The 18,990-nt window shown below is 59.9% G+C and carries 18 protein-coding genes and 1 tRNA gene; 8 read left to right on the top strand and 11 right to left on the bottom strand.

Annotation, left to right across the window (positions count from 1 at the left end):
- Positions 1 to 176: 176 nt before the first annotated feature.
- Positions 177 to 872 (bottom strand): tRNA (adenine(22)-N(1))-methyltransferase, encoded by a 696-nt coding sequence (locus tag CCX46_RS17600; protein ID WP_316916589.1) that lies wholly within the window; start codon positions 870 to 872, stop codon positions 177 to 179.
- A gap of 123 nt (positions 873 to 995) precedes the next feature.
- Entirely contained in the window at positions 996 to 2,045 is a 1,050-nt protein-coding gene (locus tag CCX46_RS17595; RefSeq protein ID WP_127928461.1) for an NAD(P)-dependent alcohol dehydrogenase, read from the bottom strand.
- 188 nt (positions 2,046 to 2,233) lie between these two features.
- On the opposite strand from CCX46_RS17595, the gene CCX46_RS17590 reads away from it, so the two are divergent.
- The 3 genes from CCX46_RS17590 to CCX46_RS17580 all read left to right on the top strand — a co-directional run bounded on the left by CCX46_RS17590 (position 2,234) and on the right by CCX46_RS17580 (position 3,771).
- Entirely contained in the window at positions 2,234 to 3,160 is a 927-nt protein-coding gene (locus CCX46_RS17590) for a Gfo/Idh/MocA family protein (protein WP_127928459.1), read from the top strand.
- A gap of 168 nt (positions 3,161 to 3,328) precedes the next feature.
- Complete coding sequence (locus CCX46_RS17585; RefSeq protein WP_127928457.1) at positions 3,329 to 3,529, top strand: hypothetical protein; 201 nt, start codon at positions 3,329 to 3,331, stop codon at positions 3,527 to 3,529.
- 29 nt (positions 3,530 to 3,558) lie between these two features.
- Positions 3,559 to 3,771 carry a DUF2945 domain-containing protein gene (locus tag CCX46_RS17580; RefSeq protein WP_127928455.1) on the top strand — a complete coding sequence of 71 codons (213 nt, stop codon included), beginning with the start codon at positions 3,559 to 3,561 and terminating at the stop codon, positions 3,769 to 3,771.
- Positions 3,772 to 3,776: 5 nt separating this feature from the next.
- On the opposite strand, the gene CCX46_RS17575 is transcribed toward CCX46_RS17580, so the two are convergent.
- Positions 3,777 to 4,715, bottom strand: a complete 939-nt coding sequence (locus tag CCX46_RS17575; RefSeq protein ID WP_127928453.1) for an AraC family transcriptional regulator — start codon at positions 4,713 to 4,715, stop codon at positions 3,777 to 3,779.
- Positions 4,716 to 4,726: 11 nt separating this feature from the next.
- Positions 4,727 to 5,560 (bottom strand): oxidoreductase, encoded by an 834-nt coding sequence (locus tag CCX46_RS17570; protein ID WP_127928451.1) that lies wholly within the window; start codon positions 5,558 to 5,560, stop codon positions 4,727 to 4,729.
- Positions 5,561 to 5,864: 304 nt separating this feature from the next.
- Here CCX46_RS17570 and CCX46_RS17565 point away from each other — a divergent pair.
- Both CCX46_RS17565 and CCX46_RS17560 read left to right on the top strand, forming a co-directional pair.
- Positions 5,865 to 5,939, top strand: a tRNA-Lys gene (locus tag CCX46_RS17565).
- Between the two features lie 25 nt (positions 5,940 to 5,964).
- Positions 5,965 to 8,250 (top strand): hypothetical protein, encoded by a 2,286-nt coding sequence (locus tag CCX46_RS17560; protein ID WP_127928449.1) that lies wholly within the window; start codon positions 5,965 to 5,967, stop codon positions 8,248 to 8,250.
- 72 nt (positions 8,251 to 8,322) lie between these two features.
- Here the strand turns inward: CCX46_RS17560 and CCX46_RS17555 are convergent, their stop codons facing one another.
- The 5 genes from CCX46_RS17555 to CCX46_RS17535 all read right to left on the bottom strand — a co-directional run bounded on the left by CCX46_RS17555 (position 8,323) and on the right by CCX46_RS17535 (position 14,821).
- Positions 8,323 to 9,588, bottom strand: a complete 1,266-nt coding sequence (locus tag CCX46_RS17555; RefSeq protein WP_127928447.1) for an NAD(P)/FAD-dependent oxidoreductase — start codon at positions 9,586 to 9,588, stop codon at positions 8,323 to 8,325.
- Positions 9,578 to 11,170, bottom strand: a complete 1,593-nt coding sequence (locus CCX46_RS17550) for an aldehyde dehydrogenase (NADP(+)) (RefSeq protein ID WP_127928445.1) — start codon at positions 11,168 to 11,170, stop codon at positions 9,578 to 9,580. Before CCX46_RS17550 ends, CCX46_RS17555 begins: the two co-directional genes overlap by 11 nt.
- Positions 11,171 to 11,243: 73 nt before the next feature.
- Positions 11,244 to 12,191 carry a dihydrodipicolinate synthase family protein gene (locus CCX46_RS17545; RefSeq protein ID WP_127928443.1) on the bottom strand — a complete coding sequence of 316 codons (948 nt, stop codon included), beginning with the start codon at positions 12,189 to 12,191 and terminating at the stop codon, positions 11,244 to 11,246.
- A 55-nt stretch (positions 12,192 to 12,246) separates the two neighbouring features.
- On the bottom strand, positions 12,247 to 13,173 hold the full coding sequence (locus tag CCX46_RS17540) for a 4-hydroxyproline epimerase (protein ID WP_127928441.1): 927 nt from the start codon (positions 13,171 to 13,173) through the stop codon (positions 12,247 to 12,249).
- Between the two features lie 22 nt (positions 13,174 to 13,195).
- Positions 13,196 to 14,821 (bottom strand): APC family permease, encoded by a 1,626-nt coding sequence (locus CCX46_RS17535; RefSeq protein WP_127928439.1) that lies wholly within the window; start codon positions 14,819 to 14,821, stop codon positions 13,196 to 13,198.
- A gap of 231 nt (positions 14,822 to 15,052) precedes the next feature.
- On the opposite strand from CCX46_RS17535, the gene CCX46_RS17530 reads away from it, so the two are divergent.
- Entirely contained in the window at positions 15,053 to 15,823 is a 771-nt protein-coding gene (locus CCX46_RS17530) for an AraC family transcriptional regulator (RefSeq protein ID WP_123593317.1), read from the top strand.
- Positions 15,824 to 15,935: 112 nt separating this feature from the next.
- Here the strand turns inward: CCX46_RS17530 and CCX46_RS17520 are convergent, their stop codons facing one another.
- Together CCX46_RS17520 and CCX46_RS17515 are read right to left on the bottom strand one after the other, a co-directional pair.
- Positions 15,936 to 16,532 (bottom strand): LysE family translocator, encoded by a 597-nt coding sequence (locus CCX46_RS17520; protein ID WP_127928437.1) that lies wholly within the window; start codon positions 16,530 to 16,532, stop codon positions 15,936 to 15,938.
- 54 nt (positions 16,533 to 16,586) lie between these two features.
- A complete protein-coding gene (locus CCX46_RS17515) occupies positions 16,587 to 17,423 on the bottom strand; it encodes an AraC family transcriptional regulator (RefSeq protein ID WP_127928435.1) in 837 nt (278 codons plus the stop codon).
- Positions 17,424 to 17,561: 138 nt separating this feature from the next.
- Between CCX46_RS17515 and CCX46_RS17510 the strand changes: the two genes are divergently transcribed.
- Together CCX46_RS17510 and CCX46_RS17505 are read left to right on the top strand one after the other, a co-directional pair.
- A complete protein-coding gene (locus CCX46_RS17510) occupies positions 17,562 to 17,837 on the top strand; it encodes a hypothetical protein (RefSeq protein ID WP_127928433.1) in 276 nt (91 codons plus the stop codon).
- 67 nt (positions 17,838 to 17,904) lie between these two features.
- Positions 17,905 to 18,828: a bifunctional helix-turn-helix transcriptional regulator/GNAT family N-acetyltransferase gene (locus CCX46_RS17505; RefSeq protein ID WP_127928431.1), complete on the top strand. Its 924-nt coding sequence runs from the start codon at positions 17,905 to 17,907 to the stop codon at positions 18,826 to 18,828.
- Positions 18,829 to 18,990: the final 162 nt, after the last annotated feature.

The raw sequence follows: 18,990 nt of genomic DNA, 5'->3' as shown, positions 1-18,990 counted from the left end.
GTATCTCCAGTCGCTGGCCCGTCGGAGTGATGGGCGGCTGTTGGAGAGGACTTTAAGAGGCAGGAGAGAATTGATAAATGGGGCTTGGGGTACATCATTTATGATGTGGTGTATCAAATGAGGGCGCGCGAGCAGTCATCCTGTGCACGCGTTTTCTCAGTGCGAAACGCTGGCGCTCAGGCCAGCAGCTCGGTAATCCAGCGTGTCTGTTGCGTCAGGTCTTGCACCTTTCCATCCGGTAAACCCTGCTGCGCATGGGCGAGTTGGCTCAGCGTCTTCTGCTTATGGTGAAGTTTGTGCTGCCATTTGCGCAGAAACTCGGGGCTGCGGGCCTGCATCTGCAAGGGGCCGAAGTACAGTTCCTTGTCGGTATAGATCACCGGTTCAGCGCGTTCGGCGACGATGATTTCGTAGTCGAAGCGGTTTTCCCGCAGCAGCTCTTCGCTGAGGATGCGGTAGCCGTTTTCCATCAGCCACTGGCGCAAGGGTTGTTCGCCGCCGTTGGGTTGCAGGATCAGACGTTCCTGGCCGTTGAGGTGGGCCTTGCCGCTGTCGAGGATGTCGCGGATGGTTTCACCGCCCATGCCGCAGACGCTGATGGCGGTGATGCCGTCGTCAGGTTTGATTGCTGCCAGACCATCGGCCCGGCGCACACTGATTTGCTGCTGCAGATCATTCTCGCGCACGGTGCGTTCAGCCGCGTGGAACGGCGTCGACGCGACTTCGCCCGCCACGGCGGCGCTGATCAGACCACGGCGCATTAGCGCCACCGGCAGATAGCCGTGATCCGAGCCGATATCCGCCAATCGCGCACCGGCAGGTACGTGGGCAGCCACGCGCTCAAGGCGCATGGACAATGTCTGTTCGTTCAACGGCAACCCCTTGATGGCAGGCAAAGGGGTGCGACTCTGGCGAGCAACGCCGGACCTGTCAAATCCCGGCGACGGAATTCAATGGCCCATTGGCCGCGCTTAATGGCCAATGGGCGCTGAGGCTTAGCCGGCCAACGTTGCGTTGTCGATCACGAAACGATATTTCACATCGCCCTGGAGCATGCGCTCGTAGGCGTCGTTGATCTGGTCGGCGCGGATCAGTTCGATGTCGGAAACGATGCCGTGCTCGGCACAGAAATCGAGCATTTCCTGAGTTTCGGCAATGCCGCCGATCATCGAGCCGGCAATCGTGCGGCGCTTCATGATCAGGTTGAACACGTTCGGCGAAGGATGCGACGTCGCAGGCGCGCCGACCAGCGTCAACGCACCATCGCGCTTGAGCAGCACCAGGAATGCATCGAGATCGTGCGGCGCGGCGACGGTGTTGAGGATCAGGTCGAAGCTCTTGGCGTGTGCGGCCATTTCTTCGGCATTGCGCGACACCACAACCTCATCGGCGCCAAGCGCTTTGGCCGCTTCGCGTTTGGATTCAGAGGTAGTGAATGCGACAACGTGGGCGCCCAGAGCGTGAGCCAGTTTGATGCCCATGTGGCCGAGGCCACCGATGCCGACCACGCCGACTTTCTTGCCCGGTCCCGCATTCCAATGACGCAGCGGCGAGTAAGTGGTGATGCCGGCACACAGCAGCGGCGCGACGGCGGCCAGTTGCGCTTCAGGATGACGGATGCGCAACACGTAGCGTTCATGCACAACGATGTTTTGCGAGTAGCCGCCCAGCGTCCAGCCCGGCGCATCCGCGGTCGGGAAGTTGTAGGTGCCGATCATGCCGTCGCAATAGTTTTCCAGACCGCTTTCGCAGTCATCGCAATGTTTGCAGCTGTCGACGATGCAACCGACGCCGACCAGATCACCGACCTTATAGTCCGACACATGTGCGCCGACGGCGGAAACGCGACCGACGATTTCATGCCCCGGTACGCATGGGAATTGTGTACCGGCCCATTCCGCGCGCACCTGGTGCAGATCCGAATGGCAGATGCCACAAAAGGCGATATCGATCTGCACATCATGGGCGGCCGGCGCGCGGCGGTTTATCTGCATCGGTTCAAGGGGTTTGTCGCCCGCGTGGGCGCCGTAGGCTTGTACAAGCATGGGAACATCCTCGATCGGTTTGTCGTAAGGCATTGTTTCTTTTCCGGCGCTTCGGGCACTAGTGCATTCCTGTGCAATCCTTGCCTGATCCTGTGCGTTGTTGTGACATTGCGCGGACAGACGCTCGTGGCGTTTACAGGTAATCTCCCGGTTCACTGACGACAACAAAATCAAAACAGGAGTCATTGATGCAACCAATCCGTCTCGGTCTGGTGGGCTACGGCAAGATTGCCCAGGATCAACACGTCCCGGCGATCCTCGCCAATCCCGCTTTCCAGTTGGTCTCCGTCGCTACCCAAGGCAAGCCTTGCCCCGGTGTCGAAAATTTCCGTTCGTTGAGCGAGCTGCTGGAAAACGGTCCGCAGGTTGACGCGATTGCCTTCTGCACGCCACCGCAAGGTCGTTTTGCGCTGGTGCAGCAAGCGCTGGCCGCAGGCAAACACGTGTTGGTTGAGAAGCCCCCGTGTGCCACGTTGGGCGAAGCGCTGGCCTTGGTCGATCAGGCCGCAGAGCAGGGCGTCAGCGCGTTGTTTGCCTGGCATTCACGCTACGCGCCCGGTATCGAAGCCGCTCGCGACTGGCTCGCCTCGCGCACTTTGCAAAGCGTGCAGATCGACTGGAAAGAAGACGTGCGCAAATGGCACCCCGGGCAGACCTGGATCTGGCAACCCGGCGGCCTCGGCGTATTCGATCCGGGGATCAATGCCTTGTCGATCGTCACCCATCTGCTGAAGCTGCCGCTGTTTGTCGAATCGGCTGAACTGCGCGTGCCGAGCAACTGCCAGTCGCCGATTGCTGCGTCGATCAAAATGGCTGATGCGCGTCAGCTTGATGTGCGGGCGGAGTTCGATTTCGACCATGGGCATGATGAGCTGTGGAGTATCGAAGTTCGTTGTGCCGAGGGTGTTCTGCGTCTGGAAAACGGCGGGGCGCTGTTGAGCATCGATGGCGTGCGTCAGGCCGTGTCGGAGGAGGGCGAGTACGCGGCGGTGTACAGACATTTCCAACAGTTGATCGGCGACAAGGCCAGTGACCTGGATGTGCAGCCGTTACGGTTGGTGGCGGACAGTTTCTTTGTCGGCAGTCGGGTTTTGGTTGAGGCGTTTTACGATTAGCGTCCGGCTGGCCCGGCACGATTATTTTAATCTCCAAGCGAAAGCCTGCCCTGAACGGCAGGCTTTTTTCGTTGGAGCACCGTTCGTCCAGTGCCCGGCACTTGCGCTGTGCCGTTGCCTCTCACGTTTAAGCGCGGATATCCCGCGTACAAGAACGGAGAAGCAAGCATGGACATCGATGAAAATGCACCGGGCAACCGGTCACAGCAAAACGTGACACGGACGACGGACAATGAGACGGGGCATGATCCGGAACGCAATCCGCCTGAGGTTCCATTGCCCGCCGATGAAGAATCCCCAGTCGATGAAGACATGACGGATGTGGCGGCCAACAACTCGGTGTCGAGCGAGCATCCTGAGTCGCAATGACCGGATTGAATAAGTGTGGGGAACAGGCCATGAGCACGTCATTCAAGGTCGGCGACGCGGTTCACTGGAACAGCGAAGCCGGCGAGATTCGCGGCAAGGTGGTCAAGGTGCACACCTGGGATGTCGAGTTCATGGGCCGCCATCGGCCTGCTTCCAAGGACGAGCCGCAGTACGAAGTCAAAAGTGACAAGACCGGGCATCTGGCAATGCACCACGGCGCGGCGCTTCATCCCGCGAAATGACCGGTCTAGTGCGACGACACGAATTCGGAAGGCGTTGTCGGCGGCGGCAATGAGTACGTCGCCTTCATCCATTCAATCTCCGCCTGCGGCGTGCGGCCGAAAAATCGTTTGAACTCGCGACTGAATTGCGAGGCGCTTTCATAACCGACGTCGAACGCTGCCGCCGATGCGCTCATGGCTTGGCGCAGCATCAGCAGCCGCGCCTGATGCAGGCGTGTCGACTTCAGGTATTGCATCGGCGAGGTATCGGTCACGCTGCGAAAGTGCAGGTGAAAACTCGGTACGCTCATGCTCGCTTCGTGGGCCAATTGCTCAACGTCGAGGCGCTGCCGATAACAGCTGTGAATCTTGCGGATCGCCCGGCTCACCTTGCCGAAATGCCCGCGACGGTGCAGCGCGGCACGCATTGATCCACCTTGCTCGCCCGTGAGAATGCGGTAATAGATCTCGCGTACCAGCGCCGGCCCGAGAATTTGCGCTTCACCGGCGACGCTCATCGCCTCGAGAAAACGCAGGGTCGTAGTGCGCAGCGCTTCGTCCATCGGCGAGGCGTACATGCCTTTTGGCTCAGCATCGCTGACGCCATGCACCTCATCGACTTGCAACATCAACTCGCTGGCCAACTGAAAATCCAGTTGCATGTAAATCGCGAGCATCGGCTCGGCTGCCGTGGCGTCGGTCTCCATGGTGAAGGGGATGGGCACGGACACCACCAGATAATGCTGCGCGTCATAGACGTAGGTGTCCTCACCCAGATAACCGCGCTTGCGACCCTGGCAGAGGATGACAATGCCGGGGTCGTACAACACCGGGGTGCGGGTCAGTGGGCGATTCGAGCGCAGGAAGCGCACGTCATCGAGCGCGCTGAGATTGTAGCCCTCGACCGGTGCGAGGACTTCCATCAGTTGCACCATGCGTGCGGTGCTGGTATCGGCCGGCGTCATTGTTTTCTCTCTCAGTGATCGGTGGAGCAGCTCAGCGCTTGCCATTGATCAATCTCGTCGAGCGCCCGTTGCAGGCGGTCACGCACCAGTCCCAACGCATCACTGCCGAGTAACAAATGGGCGGGAGGCTCGGGGCAATCGATGATCTGCAGCATCGCTTGCGCAGCCTTTTGCGGGTCGCCGAGCTGTTTGCCGCTTTTTGCTTCCCGGGCTTGGCGGATCGGGTCGAAACTGGCGTCGTAGTCGGCAATGCTGCGCGCGGTGCGTTGCATCGAACGGCCGGCCCAGTCGGTGCGAAACGAGCCAGGCGCCACCGCCGTGACGAAGACATTGAAGGGCCGCAGCTCTTTGCTCAGGGTATCGGAGATCCCTTCAAGCGCAAATTTGCTGCCGCAGTAATAGGCAATGCCGGGCATCGTGATGGTGCCGCCCATGGAGGTGATGTTGAGGATGTGGCCGGCGCGACGCTGGCGGAAGTAGGGCAGGAAGGCTTTGGTCATGGCGACAGCGCCGAACACATTGACGTCGAACTGACGGCGCATGTCCTCCAGCGGCGATTCTTCAAAAATGCCTTCGTGACCGTAACCGGCATTGTTGACCAGCACATCGACCGGACCGTGAGTGGCTTCCACTTGTGCAACGACGCTGTCGATCCGCTCAAAATCAGTAACGTCCAGCAGCACGCCGTACGCGTTGTCCGGGGACAGCGCCTGGAAGTTTTTCAGGTCGCTTTCATTGCGCACAGTACCGATCACGCGGTGGCCGTTGGCAATGGCTTCCTTGGCCAGTGCATGGCCGAAACCGCTGCTGACGCCGGTGATGAACAGGGTTTTGCTTGGTTTCATGACGGTCTCCAATGACTCGGGTGTGACGTCATGGTAGTCACCACCCAAGCGGTAACCTATGCCGGTTTATCTTCGAGCATTGCCTATTCCTATCAGGTTGAGTTTCTACGACGGCCACCACGTTAGTGAAAACAGACAGCATCGGCCCGACTCGAAGGAAGCGCCTCAATACAAGGCCAGGAGTGACGAGGCCGGTCGCCAAAAACTGTAACGAGTGCTTGTTTCAGCCTGCTGGCGCGAATTGTCTTGCAACAGGCTTCGGGCTTCACATTCTTTTGTGGCTGTTCGACAATGCGGGCTCTGTTCCGGGGTAGTTCAGCGGTGGAACACTCGGCTCTTAACCGGGTGGGCGCTGGTTCGAATCCAGCCCCCGGACCCATTACATTGCAGGGTCACAAGGAAGTATGTCCAGGGACGACGTTGAGTTCGGCGAGCACGATGGCGTGAATGCCGGTTATGCGGTGTTCCAGCTCTCACGAGCGTTGATCGCTACACAGCGCGACGCTGACCCTCAGGCACGCAAGCGAGTCGAGCGCTGGCAGCGGGTGGTCGAACACCTGATGCAGGGCAGCGCACAATACGGTTCACGCGTGCCGTTCGCCGATTTGCCGCCGTGGATCACGCTGGACGTGGCGACGGGTGGATTTGCCACCGGGCAACTTCTGGCCGGTGGCGCTTTGACTGCCTATGAGCGCCAGTTAGCCGTGTCGATCCCCGGCATTCGTGCCGGGCATGAACGGTTCGATCTCAACGTCTGGCACCTCTCTGATGTGGGCGTCGCAACGCTGCAAGAGCGTTTGGCGAAAGGCACCTATCAAATTGATGTTCCGGAGGAAGCCGCGCTGCTGACAGTGTCATGGCTTTTGCGGCATCAGCGTACTGACGAGGCGCGAACGCTGATCGAGCAGATCGCGCCTTTCTTCGATCACCTGCGTTTCTTCCCGACTGCCGTTGACGAGCCGCCGATTTCCACGGCTGAGGTGCATGTTTTTGATAGCGCCAGTGTCAGGCAGCGGCTGAACCGGCAATTGGCTCAACCGCGTCTGGCCGTCCAAAAGCATGTGGTTGAAAATCGTCTGCCTCTCTACGACGCTGCGGTCTCACTGTTCCTTTTGACCTGTCAGGATGGTTGGCCTTGCAGGCACTACCCTGAAGGCTGGTTCGAACGCGCAACGGCACTTGGCGCGCAGATTGCTCGGACCTGTAGCGCTGAACACCGCAGCAACGGTTCTTTCAAGACCCGGGCGGCGGAACTGTTTGCGTTGCTCGGTCAGTGTTTGTGCGATCAAGCATCATTGACCGGCCGCCAGGTCGGTCGCATCCGGCGCATTGTTGATGACTTTGTGGCCAAACACGGGCATCCCGAGTCCGCCGCACATTCCCTTAAACGAGCAGAGCAGCACCAAGATGTGGCGGCCCCCGGGCATCATTTGATCGCCCGGGCTGTCTCGGCACGTTTGGCTAGTTACCCGGGTTCGGACGGCGTCAGTGACTTTTCGCCGCTGCTTGAACCGATCACCGATGAGGAGGCGAAGCGTCACCGGCTGAACCTTGGTGTGATGATTCCGCCTGCGGTTCGCCGCCGCCTCGAGCGTTGCCGCAAGGGGACCATTGCCGAGTTGATTGATCATGGCTTGATCTCATCCGCCGATACCGTGGCGCAGGTTCTGCCAGCAATGACGGCGCAAATCTGTAGCAGCGTATACCGGGTCGGGATGCTGCAGTCGTTGGCGGGGGCGACGTATCGTGCTTTCCGTCGTCGGCGCTCGTTGCTGCTGCTTAAGCTGCAAAGTCAGGTCAAAATTGCCGAGCTGCCGTGGGTCGCGGCTTTAGAGGGTGAGCGTGAGGCGAGTGCTATTTCCGCCACGGGTGCCAGGCAGGCGTTGGTCGAGGCCTCTGCAATGACCCTCTCGGCGTTTCCGCAGGCCATTCTTCCGAACAAGCTACTGCAGGAGTTTGTTTCACTGGCTGAAACGGCGAAGCTGGATCTTCCTTTCGTCGATGAGGTGGCGGCTGACATTTTTATGGGCGCGTTCTCCAACAAGTTCACGAGAGCGGCCAGGCAATCGGCCAGATGTGTAGCCGGAACGCTTTACGCTCGTTATTACGACATTGATACGGATGGCCTGGCAGGCCTTCCCGATCAGCGCCGATCTCGGCGCAGAAGCAACAGCCGTGATGCGTTAGCGACGCTGTGTGCACAGCGGGCAAACTCCACCTTTGGCACATGGTCGCCAGCGGTTAACGGTACGATCATCGAACAGCAGCAGATTCTGACGACGCAAAACCTCGCGCTCCTGTTCGGCGAATTGAACCTGAAAACACTGCTGCATCATCGTTTGAGCGCGCTGGCGCGGGCGTGCTTCGAGTGGATTTGCAAGCGGCAACAAATGCACATCACGCATTACCATGCACGTCTGGTGATGTTGAAGAACACGGCGTATGCCTGGCGTCAGATGATGTTTTACTTGTCGATGCTGGATGGCGAGCTGTTGCGTGCTGCGCTCGATAGCGTTGAGTCGCATTTTGCAGCGCAATCCAGCGAATTCCGCGAAAGGTTTCTGCCTGCCATGATTGGGTTGCGTGTTGCCGCTGCCGGGCATCGGCTGACCTCGAGCCGCCAAAAAGATGAGGGCGCGAGGGTTTTTCTGGGATGGACCACTGAGCGACACTGGTTAATGCCTTTGTAGCGTCTGTAGATCTGCCAGTGCACCGCCACAAGCCAGCGCCGGAAAGCAGGCTTGTGGGTCAGAGACTTCCTTTCAGAAACGATCGAGCCTGTAATGTTCGTTGAGTGGCAGCTTGCAGGCATCTTTTGCAGTCGCAGGCAAAGCCATCCGCACCACCATCTCCGCCGTCACCGCCGCCTGTGTCAGCCCCAGATGCTGATGCCCAAACGCAAGCAACACCTTGCCTTCACAAACTTGATCAATCACCGGCAATGAATCGGGTAACGACGGTCGAAAACCCATCCACGGCGTCGCCGCTTCAGCACTCAGATCCTTGCGAAACAAACCCTGACTCAACCGATGCAACTGCCACGCGCGCTCCATGCTCGGTGGCTTCTCCAGACCGGCGAACTCGACGGTGCCGGCCAGGCGCAAGCCTTCGGACATCGGCGTCATGATGAATTTGCGCTCCAGTGAGGTGACGGGGAAGGGCAGTCGGTCGTGTTCGTGCGGCAGCATCAGGTGGTAACCGCGCTCGGTGTCCAGCGGTACTTTTTTGCCGGTGAGGGCGGCGGTGAGTTTCGCTGAGTGCGCACCGCAGGCGATCAGCACGCGACTTGCAGTCAAACCACCCGATCCGGTGATCAGCGACACACCGTGCTCCCGCACATAGCCGCCCTGAACCTGTTGCTGGACAAAACTCACGCCACTGGCCTTGGCTGCTTCGACCAGTTCACAGACCACGCGGTAGGGATCGATGAAATGCCCGGTGCGTGGGAAGAACAAGCCGCCCTGAAGCTGTTCGCTGAGTTGCGGCGCGGTATCGCGTATGGCAGCGGCCTGCCAGTAGTCGACCGGCACCTGCTGCTGATGCAGTCGAGTCTGTAATGCCTGGATTGCCTGACGCGATTCGGGACGTTCGAACACCAGTAACGAGCCATCGATCTTCAGCAGGTCCGGCCGCTGGATGTCGGCGAGCAAGCGCTGCCAAGCCTGCAGACTGCTTTCATTGAGCGCGCGCAAACCTGCCACGGTGTTCTGAAAAGGCGCCGGGCGCAGGTTCAGCAGCAGGCGGGTGAACCATGGCAAGGCGCGCGGCAGGTATTTCCAGTCCAGTCGCAGTGGTCCCATTGGGTCCATCAACATGGCCGGCAGGCGCTTGAGGATGGACGCATCGGCGATCGGAAACACTTGCTCGGTCGCCAGATGCCCGGCATTGCCGAACGAGGCGCCATGGCCGGGTTGCTGCGAATCGATGACCACCACGCGCAATCCTTGGCGTGCCAGACGCAGTGCGCAGGCGACGCCGATGATGCCGGCGCCGACCACGGCGATGTCGTGGGAGACGTTATTCGCCATAGTGCTGCGCTTCCCTTTGTCCATCGAGCAGACGGCGTAATTGCAGCGGATTGCCTTGTTTCAATGCGTCAGGCAACAAGCTGTCCGGGAAGTCCTGATAGCACACCGGGCGCAGGAAACGCAGGACCGCCGCGGTACCGACGGATGTCGTGCGCGAGTCGGATGTGGCCGGGAACGGCCCGCCGTGAACCATTGCGTCACACACCTCCACCCCGGTTGGCCAGCCGTTGACCAGCAACCGACCGGCCTTGCGTTCCAGTGTCGGCAGCAATGCACGCGCCTGTTCCAGGTCTTGGTCATCAAGGTGCAACGTGGCGGTCAACTGGCCTTCCAGGTGTTCGCTGACCTGACGGATTTCAGCCTCACTGCTGCATTGCACGATCAGCGCAGCCGCGCCGAATGCTTCCGCTTGCAGCCTGTGATCGGCGAGAAAGTCGGCCGCTTCTGTGACGAATATGTGCGCCTGACATTGGTTCGGGCCGGTGCCGCTCTGACCAACACCCGCGATGTTCGCACTGGCATTCTCGGCCAACGCATTCACGGCCGATTCGTAAGCGCTGAAAATGCCCGGTGTCAGCATCGTCTGCGCCGGGCTGCGTTGAATAATCTCGCGGGTGGCGCTAATGAACCGGTCCAGCACCGGCCCTTTCAAGGCAATCACCAAACCCGGATTGGTGCAGAACTGACCCGCGCCCAGTGTCAGCGAAGCCACAAACCCTTCAGCCAACGCCTGTGTGCGATTGTCCAGCGCCGCCGGAAACAGCAGCACCGGATTGATCGAACTCATTTCCGCGTACACCGGAATCGGTTCGGGCCTGGCTTGCGTCGCTTGAATCAAGGCCAGACCGCCGTTGCGCGAACCGGTGAAGCCCACCGCTTTGATCCGTGGATCAGTGACCAGCGCAATGCCCACTTCGCGGCCGGAACCGTACAGCAACGAGAACACGCCTTCCGGCAAACCACAGGCTTTTACTGCCCGCGTCACCGCGTGACCAACCAGTTCGCTGGTGCCGGGATGCGCGCTGTGCGCCTTGACGATCACCGGGCAACCGGCGGCCAATGCTGACGCGGTGTCACCACCGGCCACGGAAAACGCCAGCGGGAAGTTGCTCGCGCCGAATACCGCGACCGGCCCCAGTGCAATCTGCCGTTGACGCAGATCGGCACGCGGCAGCGGTTGGCGTTGCGGCTGCGCGCTATCGACGCGCACATCCAGCCACTCACCGGCGCGCACGGTGCGGGCGAACATTCTTAATTGTTGGCAAGTACGCCCGCGTTCGCCTAGCAAACGTGTACGCGGTAGCCCGGTTTCGGCGTGGGCACGCTCGATCAGTTCATCGCCGAGCCCTTCGATTTCTCCAGCAATGCTTTCCAGAAATTCGGCGCGGAGACTCAGTGCTGTCTCGCGATAAACATCGAACGCTGCCCAGGCCAGCGCGCAGGCCTGTTCGACATGCTCCGTCGATCCTCCGGCATACGCCGGTTCCAGCGCTTCATTCGTGGCCGGATTGATCCCGCGAACAGCCTCGCGATTGCCCGCAATGGATTGCTGTCCGATCAGCATGTGGCCCGTCAGAGTCATGGTGTCTTCCTGATAAAAAGGGAAATACCTGCCGCGTAGCACAACGCTTCGCGGCAGGTGAGGGGGGAGTCGATCAGGCGAAATTCTGTTCCGCCGACCAGTTCTCGTACCAGTGACGGAACAGCGAGTACTGCTTCTCGGCATAACGCCGCTGCGAGTCGCTCAGCGCATCGGTCTCGTTGAAATGCAGGGTGTATTCCTTGTCGCCGTTGAGCACCATCAGGTGCTTGTAATACAGCACCAGATCGCAGCCTTCATCGAACGAAGACAACACCGCCAGTGCCGCTTCCAGCTCCCGCGCCTGACGACGGGCTTTGGCATCACCCTTGGCCGCTTGCTTGCTCAGCGCCACCAGTTGCATCACTTCGCGGGGCAGGGCGTTGCCGATACCGGTGATGGCGCCGGTGGCGTTGCAGTTGACGAAACCGTGGACCACTTGCGTGTCGACGCCGACCATCAAGGTCACATCATCGTCCTTGGAAGTGATGTTTTCGGCGGCGTAACGCAGGTCAGCACCACCGCCGAATTCCTTGAAGCCGATCAGGTTCGGGTACTCGCGACGCAGTTCGAAGAACAGATCAGCGCGGGTGGCGAAGCCGTAGTAAGGGCTGTTGTAGATCACTGCTGGAAGGTTCGGTGCGGCTTGCAGAATCGCTGCGAAGTGGGCTTTTTGCGCAGTCGCCGAAGCACCACGGGACAGTACGCGCGGTATCACCATCAGACCCTGCGCGCCGACTTTCGCCGCGTGCGCTGCATGGGAAACCGCTTCTCGTGAGTTCACTGCGCCGGTGCCGACGATGGTCGGAATCCCGGCAGCGACCAGACGCGCCACGCCTTCCTGCCGTTCCGCCTCGGTGAGCAACGGCCAGTCGCCCATCGAACCGCAATAAACCACGGCGCTCATGCCGATATCGATCAGCTCGCGACCCTTGGCCACCAGGGCATCGAAGTCCGGTTTGCGCTGGGCGGTGCACGGGGTCATCAGGGCCGGCATGCAACCGGTGAAGATGTTGTCGCTCATTGTTTTAACTCCTTGGCACATCATTCAAAGTGAAGTGAAAAGTCAGCGCGGTGGCTCAGATGCCCCACGCGAACGGGTCTGCTTCGTCGATCAGCAAGGTGCTGTCGGCGGTCATGTAAGCGCGGCCGGTGATGAACGGGCGGACTCGTTCGCCGTCCCATTCGAAGCGGCCTTCGAACTGGCTGCCGGTGATGCTCGCCTGCACCCAGGTTGCGCCGGGCTGCAGCTTGTCGTCGGCGGCCAGACAGGCGAGTTTGGCACTGGTGCCGGTGCCGCACGGCGAGCGGTCGTAGGCTTTGCCGGGGCACATGACGAAGTTGCGGCTGTCGGCAACGGCGTCGTCTGCGAACAGTTCGATGTGATCGATGACGGCACCGTCCTCGCCGAAAATGCCTGAGTCTTCGAGGGCCTTGAGCATCGCCCAGGTGTAGGCGGTGAGGTGTTCGACGTTGTCCATCGTCAGCGTCTGACCGTGCTCGGAAACGAGGAAGAACCAGTTGCCGCCATAGGCGATGTCGCCCAATACCTGACCGAAGCCCGGCACGTCCACCGGCACCTGTTTGCGGTGGCGGTAAGCGGGGACGTTGCCCAAGGTGACGGATCCGTCCTCATGCAACGTGGCGCTGACCGGGCCGACTGGCGTATCGATCTTGTGGATGCCCGGTTGGATTTTTCCCAGATACTGCAACGAGTTGATCAGGCCGATGGTGCCGTGGCCGCACATGCCCAGATAACCGGCGTTGTTGAAGAAAATCACCCCGCAAGTGGCGTCCGCCGATACTGGTTCGCAATACAACGCGCCGACCAGCACATCGTTGCCGCGTGGTTCCAGCAGGCAGGCGCGGCGCCATTGATCATGCTCAGTGCGCAGCGCATCGCGTTTCTCCACCATGCTGTTGCCGGGCAGATCGGGGAAGCCGTTCATCACCAGGCGCGTCGGTTCACCGCCGGTATGGGAATCAATGACGTGTAGTTCTTTCATGAATAGATCCCTTTAGGTGATTTCAGTAGGCGCCGGCAGGGCGTGCAGAAACGGTTGAGGCAGGGGCGGTGACTTCGCTTTCCTCGTCGTCCTCTTCCAGACGCAGCAGGTGCGCCGGCACACCGGTCGCGGCGCCCCAGTAATAAATGCCGGTGGCGCAAGCAGCGACGACGATGGTGTCGAACGGGTGAGCGAGGATGCCCAGGCCACCAAAGGTGCCGAGTTTCGACAGCACGATGGTCACCGCATAGAAGGCGATCAACCATGCCGAGGAACGCACTTGGCTGGCCAGATTCAGGTGGCCGGTCGGCACAAAACGACCGCAGAGCAGATAGACGACGAACATCAGGATTTGCAGGCCGATCAGCCACGACACAGTGTTCCAGCCCGACCAGTAGACAATCAGCGCGGCGATGATGAACGACACCGGCCCGAGCACGCCCATGCACTTGACCCGGAACGGCCGTGGCATGTCCGGCGCATTGCGGCGCAGTGCGGCGACTGACACAGGTGCCACGGCGTAGCTCAGCACCAGCGCGGCGGAGACCACGTTGATCAGCGCTTCCCACGACGGAAACGGCAGGGTCCAGAACACCGACAGGGCAAAAGTCAGCCACAGCGCCGGACGCGGAATCCCGGACTTTTCATCGATGTGGGTGAAGACTTTGAAGAAGGTCCCGGTCTGCGCCCAGCCATAGATCACGCGGGGGGTGGCGTTCATGTAGATGTTGCCGCAACCGCTCGGCGAGATCACCGCGTCGGCGACCACCAGCCAGGCCAGCCAGCCCACGCCCAGTGCCAGCGCGATGTCACGGTACGGCAGGGCGAACTCCTTGCTGATACCGGCCCAGCCATTGGCGAGCATTTCCGTCGGGATGCTGCCGAGAAAGGCCATTTGCAGCAGCACGTAAATCAGCGTCGACAGCAGCACCGAGAGGATCAGCGCGATGGGAATGGTACGCTGCGGATTCTTCACTTCGCTGGCCACCGAGATGATCGGCGTCAGACCCAGATAAGCGAAAATGATCCCGCCCGCCGACACCGCCATTTCCACACCCGACAGGCCGAACGGGGCGAAACCCTGTACCTCGAAATTGGCCGGTTTGAAGAAGGTGAACAGCACGCCGATCACCAGCAGCGGCACGATGAACTTGAACACGCTGACCAGATTGTTGGCCTTGGCGAAGGTCTTCACGCTGCGGTAGTTGAGCAGGAAAAACACGCAGAGCAGGCCGAACTGCACCATCCAGCCGAGGATCGTCGGATCGCCGGAGCCAGCCTTGGTCAGCTCGGGAAACCACGCTGCCGCGTATTGGCGCGAAGCAACCACTTCGATCGCCACCAAACTGGAAAACGCAATCAGGGTGATGAAGCCCATCAAGTAGCCGAGCAGCGGCCCGTGGGAGTAAACCGGGTAACGCACCACGCCACCGGCACGCGGTAATGCCGCGCCCAGCTCGCAGTAAACGATGCCCAGCAACAACACCGCAAAGCCGCCCAGCAGCCAGGAAAAAATCCCCGCCGGCCCGGCAATGGCGGACACATGACTGGCCGCGAACAACCAGCCGGAACCGAAGATCGCCCCGAGCCCGATAAATGTGAGGTCGATCAGTGAAAGCTGTTTTTTGAACTTGCCTTGGCCTGACATGGCATCGCCTTCTTGTGAGTTATTGGATAGGCAGTTGTGTCACTGGGACGGCCAGACTTTGAACTTATCAACGGTGGGGCGATTGATGTTTTGCGGCGGCTTCGATGACGAAATCAGCACAGTCGCGCTGGCGAAACGTGGCCCTCGACAGGTCTTGAGCGATGCTGCAATCTGCACGCGAAGACCGCATGGCGGGCGCTTCGTCCATCCACGTTACGAGAGGAATCTTTGATGCAACAGGCGTTTTCGATCCTGTCTCAAGGCATTGATGGGCATCGTCCGCAAACACTTGAGGAGCTCTTGGCTGGCGCCGCGCTGTTGTTGCCGATGCTCGATGTGATCCCTAATGCGGCGATTTTCATCAAGGATGTGCAAGCCCGTTACGTGCTCGCGAATCGCACGCTGGTGCAACGCTGTGGCTTGAAGGATTTGCGCCCGTTGCTCGGGAAAACCAGTGCGCAGGTGTTCCCGGCACAACTCGGACCCGGCTACACCGAGCAGGATCGCAAGGTACTGGAGGAGGGCTTTGTGCTGGAGGATCAGCTCGAACTGCATCTGTACGGCAGTCGCGAACCGGGCTGGTGCCTGACGCACAAGCAGCCGCTGTACAACCGTGACGGGGTGATCATTGGCCTGGCGGGGATTTCCGTGGACCTGCAATCGGCCAGTGAAACGCACCCGGCATTCGAGCGGCTGGCGGCTGTCGATGAGCATATCCGCGCGAACTTCAATCGCCGCGTGACCCTCGGTGAACTGACGCGAATCGCCGGTATTTCAGTCGCGCAACTGGAGCGTTACTGCAAACGGGTGTTCCACCTGACGCCACGGCAGATGATCCAGAAAGTGCGCCTCGAACACGCGCACCGCTTGCTGCACACCGACTTGCCGATTACCGATGTGGCGTTGCAATGCGGCTATACCGATCACAGCGCCTTCACTCGGCAGTTCAAGGCGTCGACCGGGTTTACGCCGCGTGAGTACCGGCAGGCCACCTCACCCTGATGAAATGGTATTGAAGCGCTATGTAGGAGCTGCCGAAGGCTGCGATCTTTTGATCTTGATCTTAAAAAACAAAATCAAAAGATCGCAGCCTTCGGCAGCTCCTACGAGGGCGTTAAGCCAGGACAGTTAGCCATGCCGAGAGCAGCAATAACAACGCCAGTGCCGTGTTCATCCGCTTGAACGCTTTCGGCGATCCCATCAATCGCGCACTGCCCACACCCAGCAACGCCCAGAACGTCATGCATGGCAACGACACCAACAGAAACGCCAGCGACAACACCAGCAGTCGCAGGGTCTTGTCGCCACCGCCGACAAACACGCTGACCACCGCTACAGCCATCATCCATACCTTGGGATTGACCAGTTGCAGCATGGCGGCGCCCAGCACGTTGAAACTTTCTTCCTGTGTATCCGTAGGGTCCAGCGATGGCGGCGTGCTGCGATAGATCTGCCACGCCAGCCAGCTCAACCAAAGCACGCCGCCCCAGGCCATGGCTTGCTGCACGCGCGGGTAGCGCAGCAAGGTTTCACCGGCACCGAGGCCGACCACCAATACAATCAGTGCCGCCGCTGCGCAGGCGCCAAAAATGATTGGCAGCGTGGCGAGCAAGCCTTGGCGCGAACTGTGGCTCAACACCAGAATATTGGTCGGCCCCGGCGTGATCGAGGCAACGAAAGCAAACAGCAGGAAGGGCAATAATGACGCCACGGGCGGATTCCTTGGAAGTAAACACAGGAAGCCATGATCGCCAGTCGTTGTGGATCAGTCTGGAAGGTTTGAGCAGCGCTTGCGGTAGTCGGCGGGGGTGAGTTGATAGGCGCGGCGGAACCACCGCCCCATGTGACTCTGATCAGCAAAACCGAGCACGCTGGCGACCTGCGCCGGCGTTTCACCCCGGGCCAGTAACTGCCGCGCCTTGGCCAGGCGCAACTGGATCAGGTACGCGTGGGGCGCCAGGCCAAAAGCCGACTTGAAGGCGCGGCTGAGACGAAAACGGTCGACCCCGCAGACCCGCGCGAGATCATCGAGACCGATATCTTCATAGGTATGCGCGTGCAGATAATCCCGCGCCAGTTGCGCCACCAATGGCAGGCGCGGATCGAAAACCTGGCGCTTGCGCCAGTCGAGATGGCGCGTGAGCGAGCTCAGCAAACCATCGACGGCGGTCTGCCGGACGATGCGCAGATCGCCGTCATGCAACGCATGGAAAGCGTGACTGATCGCTGTGGCCAGACGCGGGTCCTGACTCAGCGTGTCGGCAAAACCGGGCTGGCTGTCGGACGGTGCGTCTTCGAACAGCGCATGCAGTTCACGCTCCAGCCAGTGCGGATCGAGGTAGAGCATCGAATAGGTAAAACCTTCCTCGGTCGGCGCTTGCCCATCGTGGATTTCCCCCGGCTCCAGCAGGAACACGTTTCCCGGCGTACTGCGATGGCGCACGCGGCGGCAATTGAACTGCTGCACACCTTGCTCGGTGACGCCGACGAGAAAGCTGTCATGCCAGTGCGGATCGTAGGCATGCCCCTCGAAGTGAGCACGAATCGATTCAATCCCGGTGTCGACATCCTGGGACAGCTCGATCCAGTTGCGTTTATCCACGAAGGCTCCAGTGTTCGCCATTGAAAGGTGCGGCCCCATAAAATACCGCGCAATGGTCATCGACGTTTAGAAGATTTGTGCAGGTGAGAGGGCTAGACTCAGCAGGTTACGACCCGTTTTGGCGGCAGGTGAAATACGATGCTCAACCGATGCACGCTCTGGGGCATGCTTACCCTGATCGGCCTTAGCCTGACGTTTAATGCAGGTTGCTCCAGCCGAAAACACTATCCACCGTCGGGTGTTGGCGACGCCTGCTACGCCAAAGCCTTGCCGTCGGTCGGCGAGGGCGGTCTGGCGTGGGGTTCCAGTCTGAACATGGCCCGGCAGAAATCGATGAACAACTGTATTCGTTATGCCGGTCGCTCCGGGGGCACGCCGGACACCTGTCAGGTGGTGTTGGCCAAGTGCCGATAGCTTTCTGTTGACATGGTTGCTTTAGGCAAATATATAGTTGCTTTAAGCAATTAACTGAGTATCTGCCATGTCCAGCAGCCATCTCCTCGAGCAAGCCGACGTTGTGCGCGGCTTCAACCGCTTCTACACCCATCAGATCGGCGTATTGCAGGAGCATCTGCTGCAAAGCGACTACTCGCTGACCGAGCTACGCATCTTGTATGAATTGGCCTCGCGCGGTGACCTGACCAGTGCCGACCTGCGCCAGATGCTCGGCCTCGACGCCGGCTACATGAGCCGCATCATCAGCGGCTTCGAGAAGCGCGGCTTGATCCAGAAAGTCCCGTCGCCCACGGACGCTCGCGCTGCGCAATTGCACTTAACCGATTTTGGCCGTGAAATCCTGATTCCGCTGGAAAAGGCCTCCCGCGAACAGATCGTCGCCATGCTCGAGCGATTGCCTGAACCGCAGCAGAAGCAACTGATCGGCGCCATGACGTTGATCCAGACACTGCTGCAAGGCAATAAAGACTCAACCTACGTATTACGCGATCCGCAGCCCGGCGACATGGGCACGGTGATGCAGCAACAAGCGGCCCTGTATTCCCGTGAGTACGGTTGGAATTCGGAGTTCGAGGCGCTGGTGGCCGAGGTGGTCGCCAAGTACCTGCGTGATTACGACCCGACGAGCGAGCGCTGCTGGATTGCGGAAAAGGACGGCAAGGTCATCGGCTCGGTGTTCATCGTCCGCCAGGATGAAACAACCGCCAAACTGCGCATGCTCTACGTCGACGCCAGCGCGCGGGGCTTGGGCATTGGCAGCCGTCTGGTCGAGGAGTGCCTGCGCTTTGCCCGGCAGATCGGGTACCAGAAAATGACCTTGTGGACGACCAGTAACCTGACCGCTGCGCGCAAGATTTATCAGAAGGCCGGTTTTGAATTGGTGGAGGAGGAGACGGTTCACAGCTTTGGCAAGGATCTGGTGAGTCAGACTTGGGCGCGGACGTTGTGATCTGTTTTTCGTCGTCGAGTGCAGTGAAAAGGCAGACGAAAAAAAACCACCTTAGCGGGGTGGTTTTTTAAACCTCGGTTTGCGGCTGAGGTTTGTTGCTTCACTAGCTGCTTTGACATGTGCTCATGGTATGAGTCTTTGCGTCCCCTCGCAACATTAATA

This window comes from Pseudomonas sp. RU47 (assembly GCF_004011755.1).
Lineage (GTDB): Bacteria > Pseudomonadota > Gammaproteobacteria > Pseudomonadales > Pseudomonadaceae > Aquipseudomonas.
This window is presented reverse-complemented; position numbering and strand designations above follow the sequence as displayed.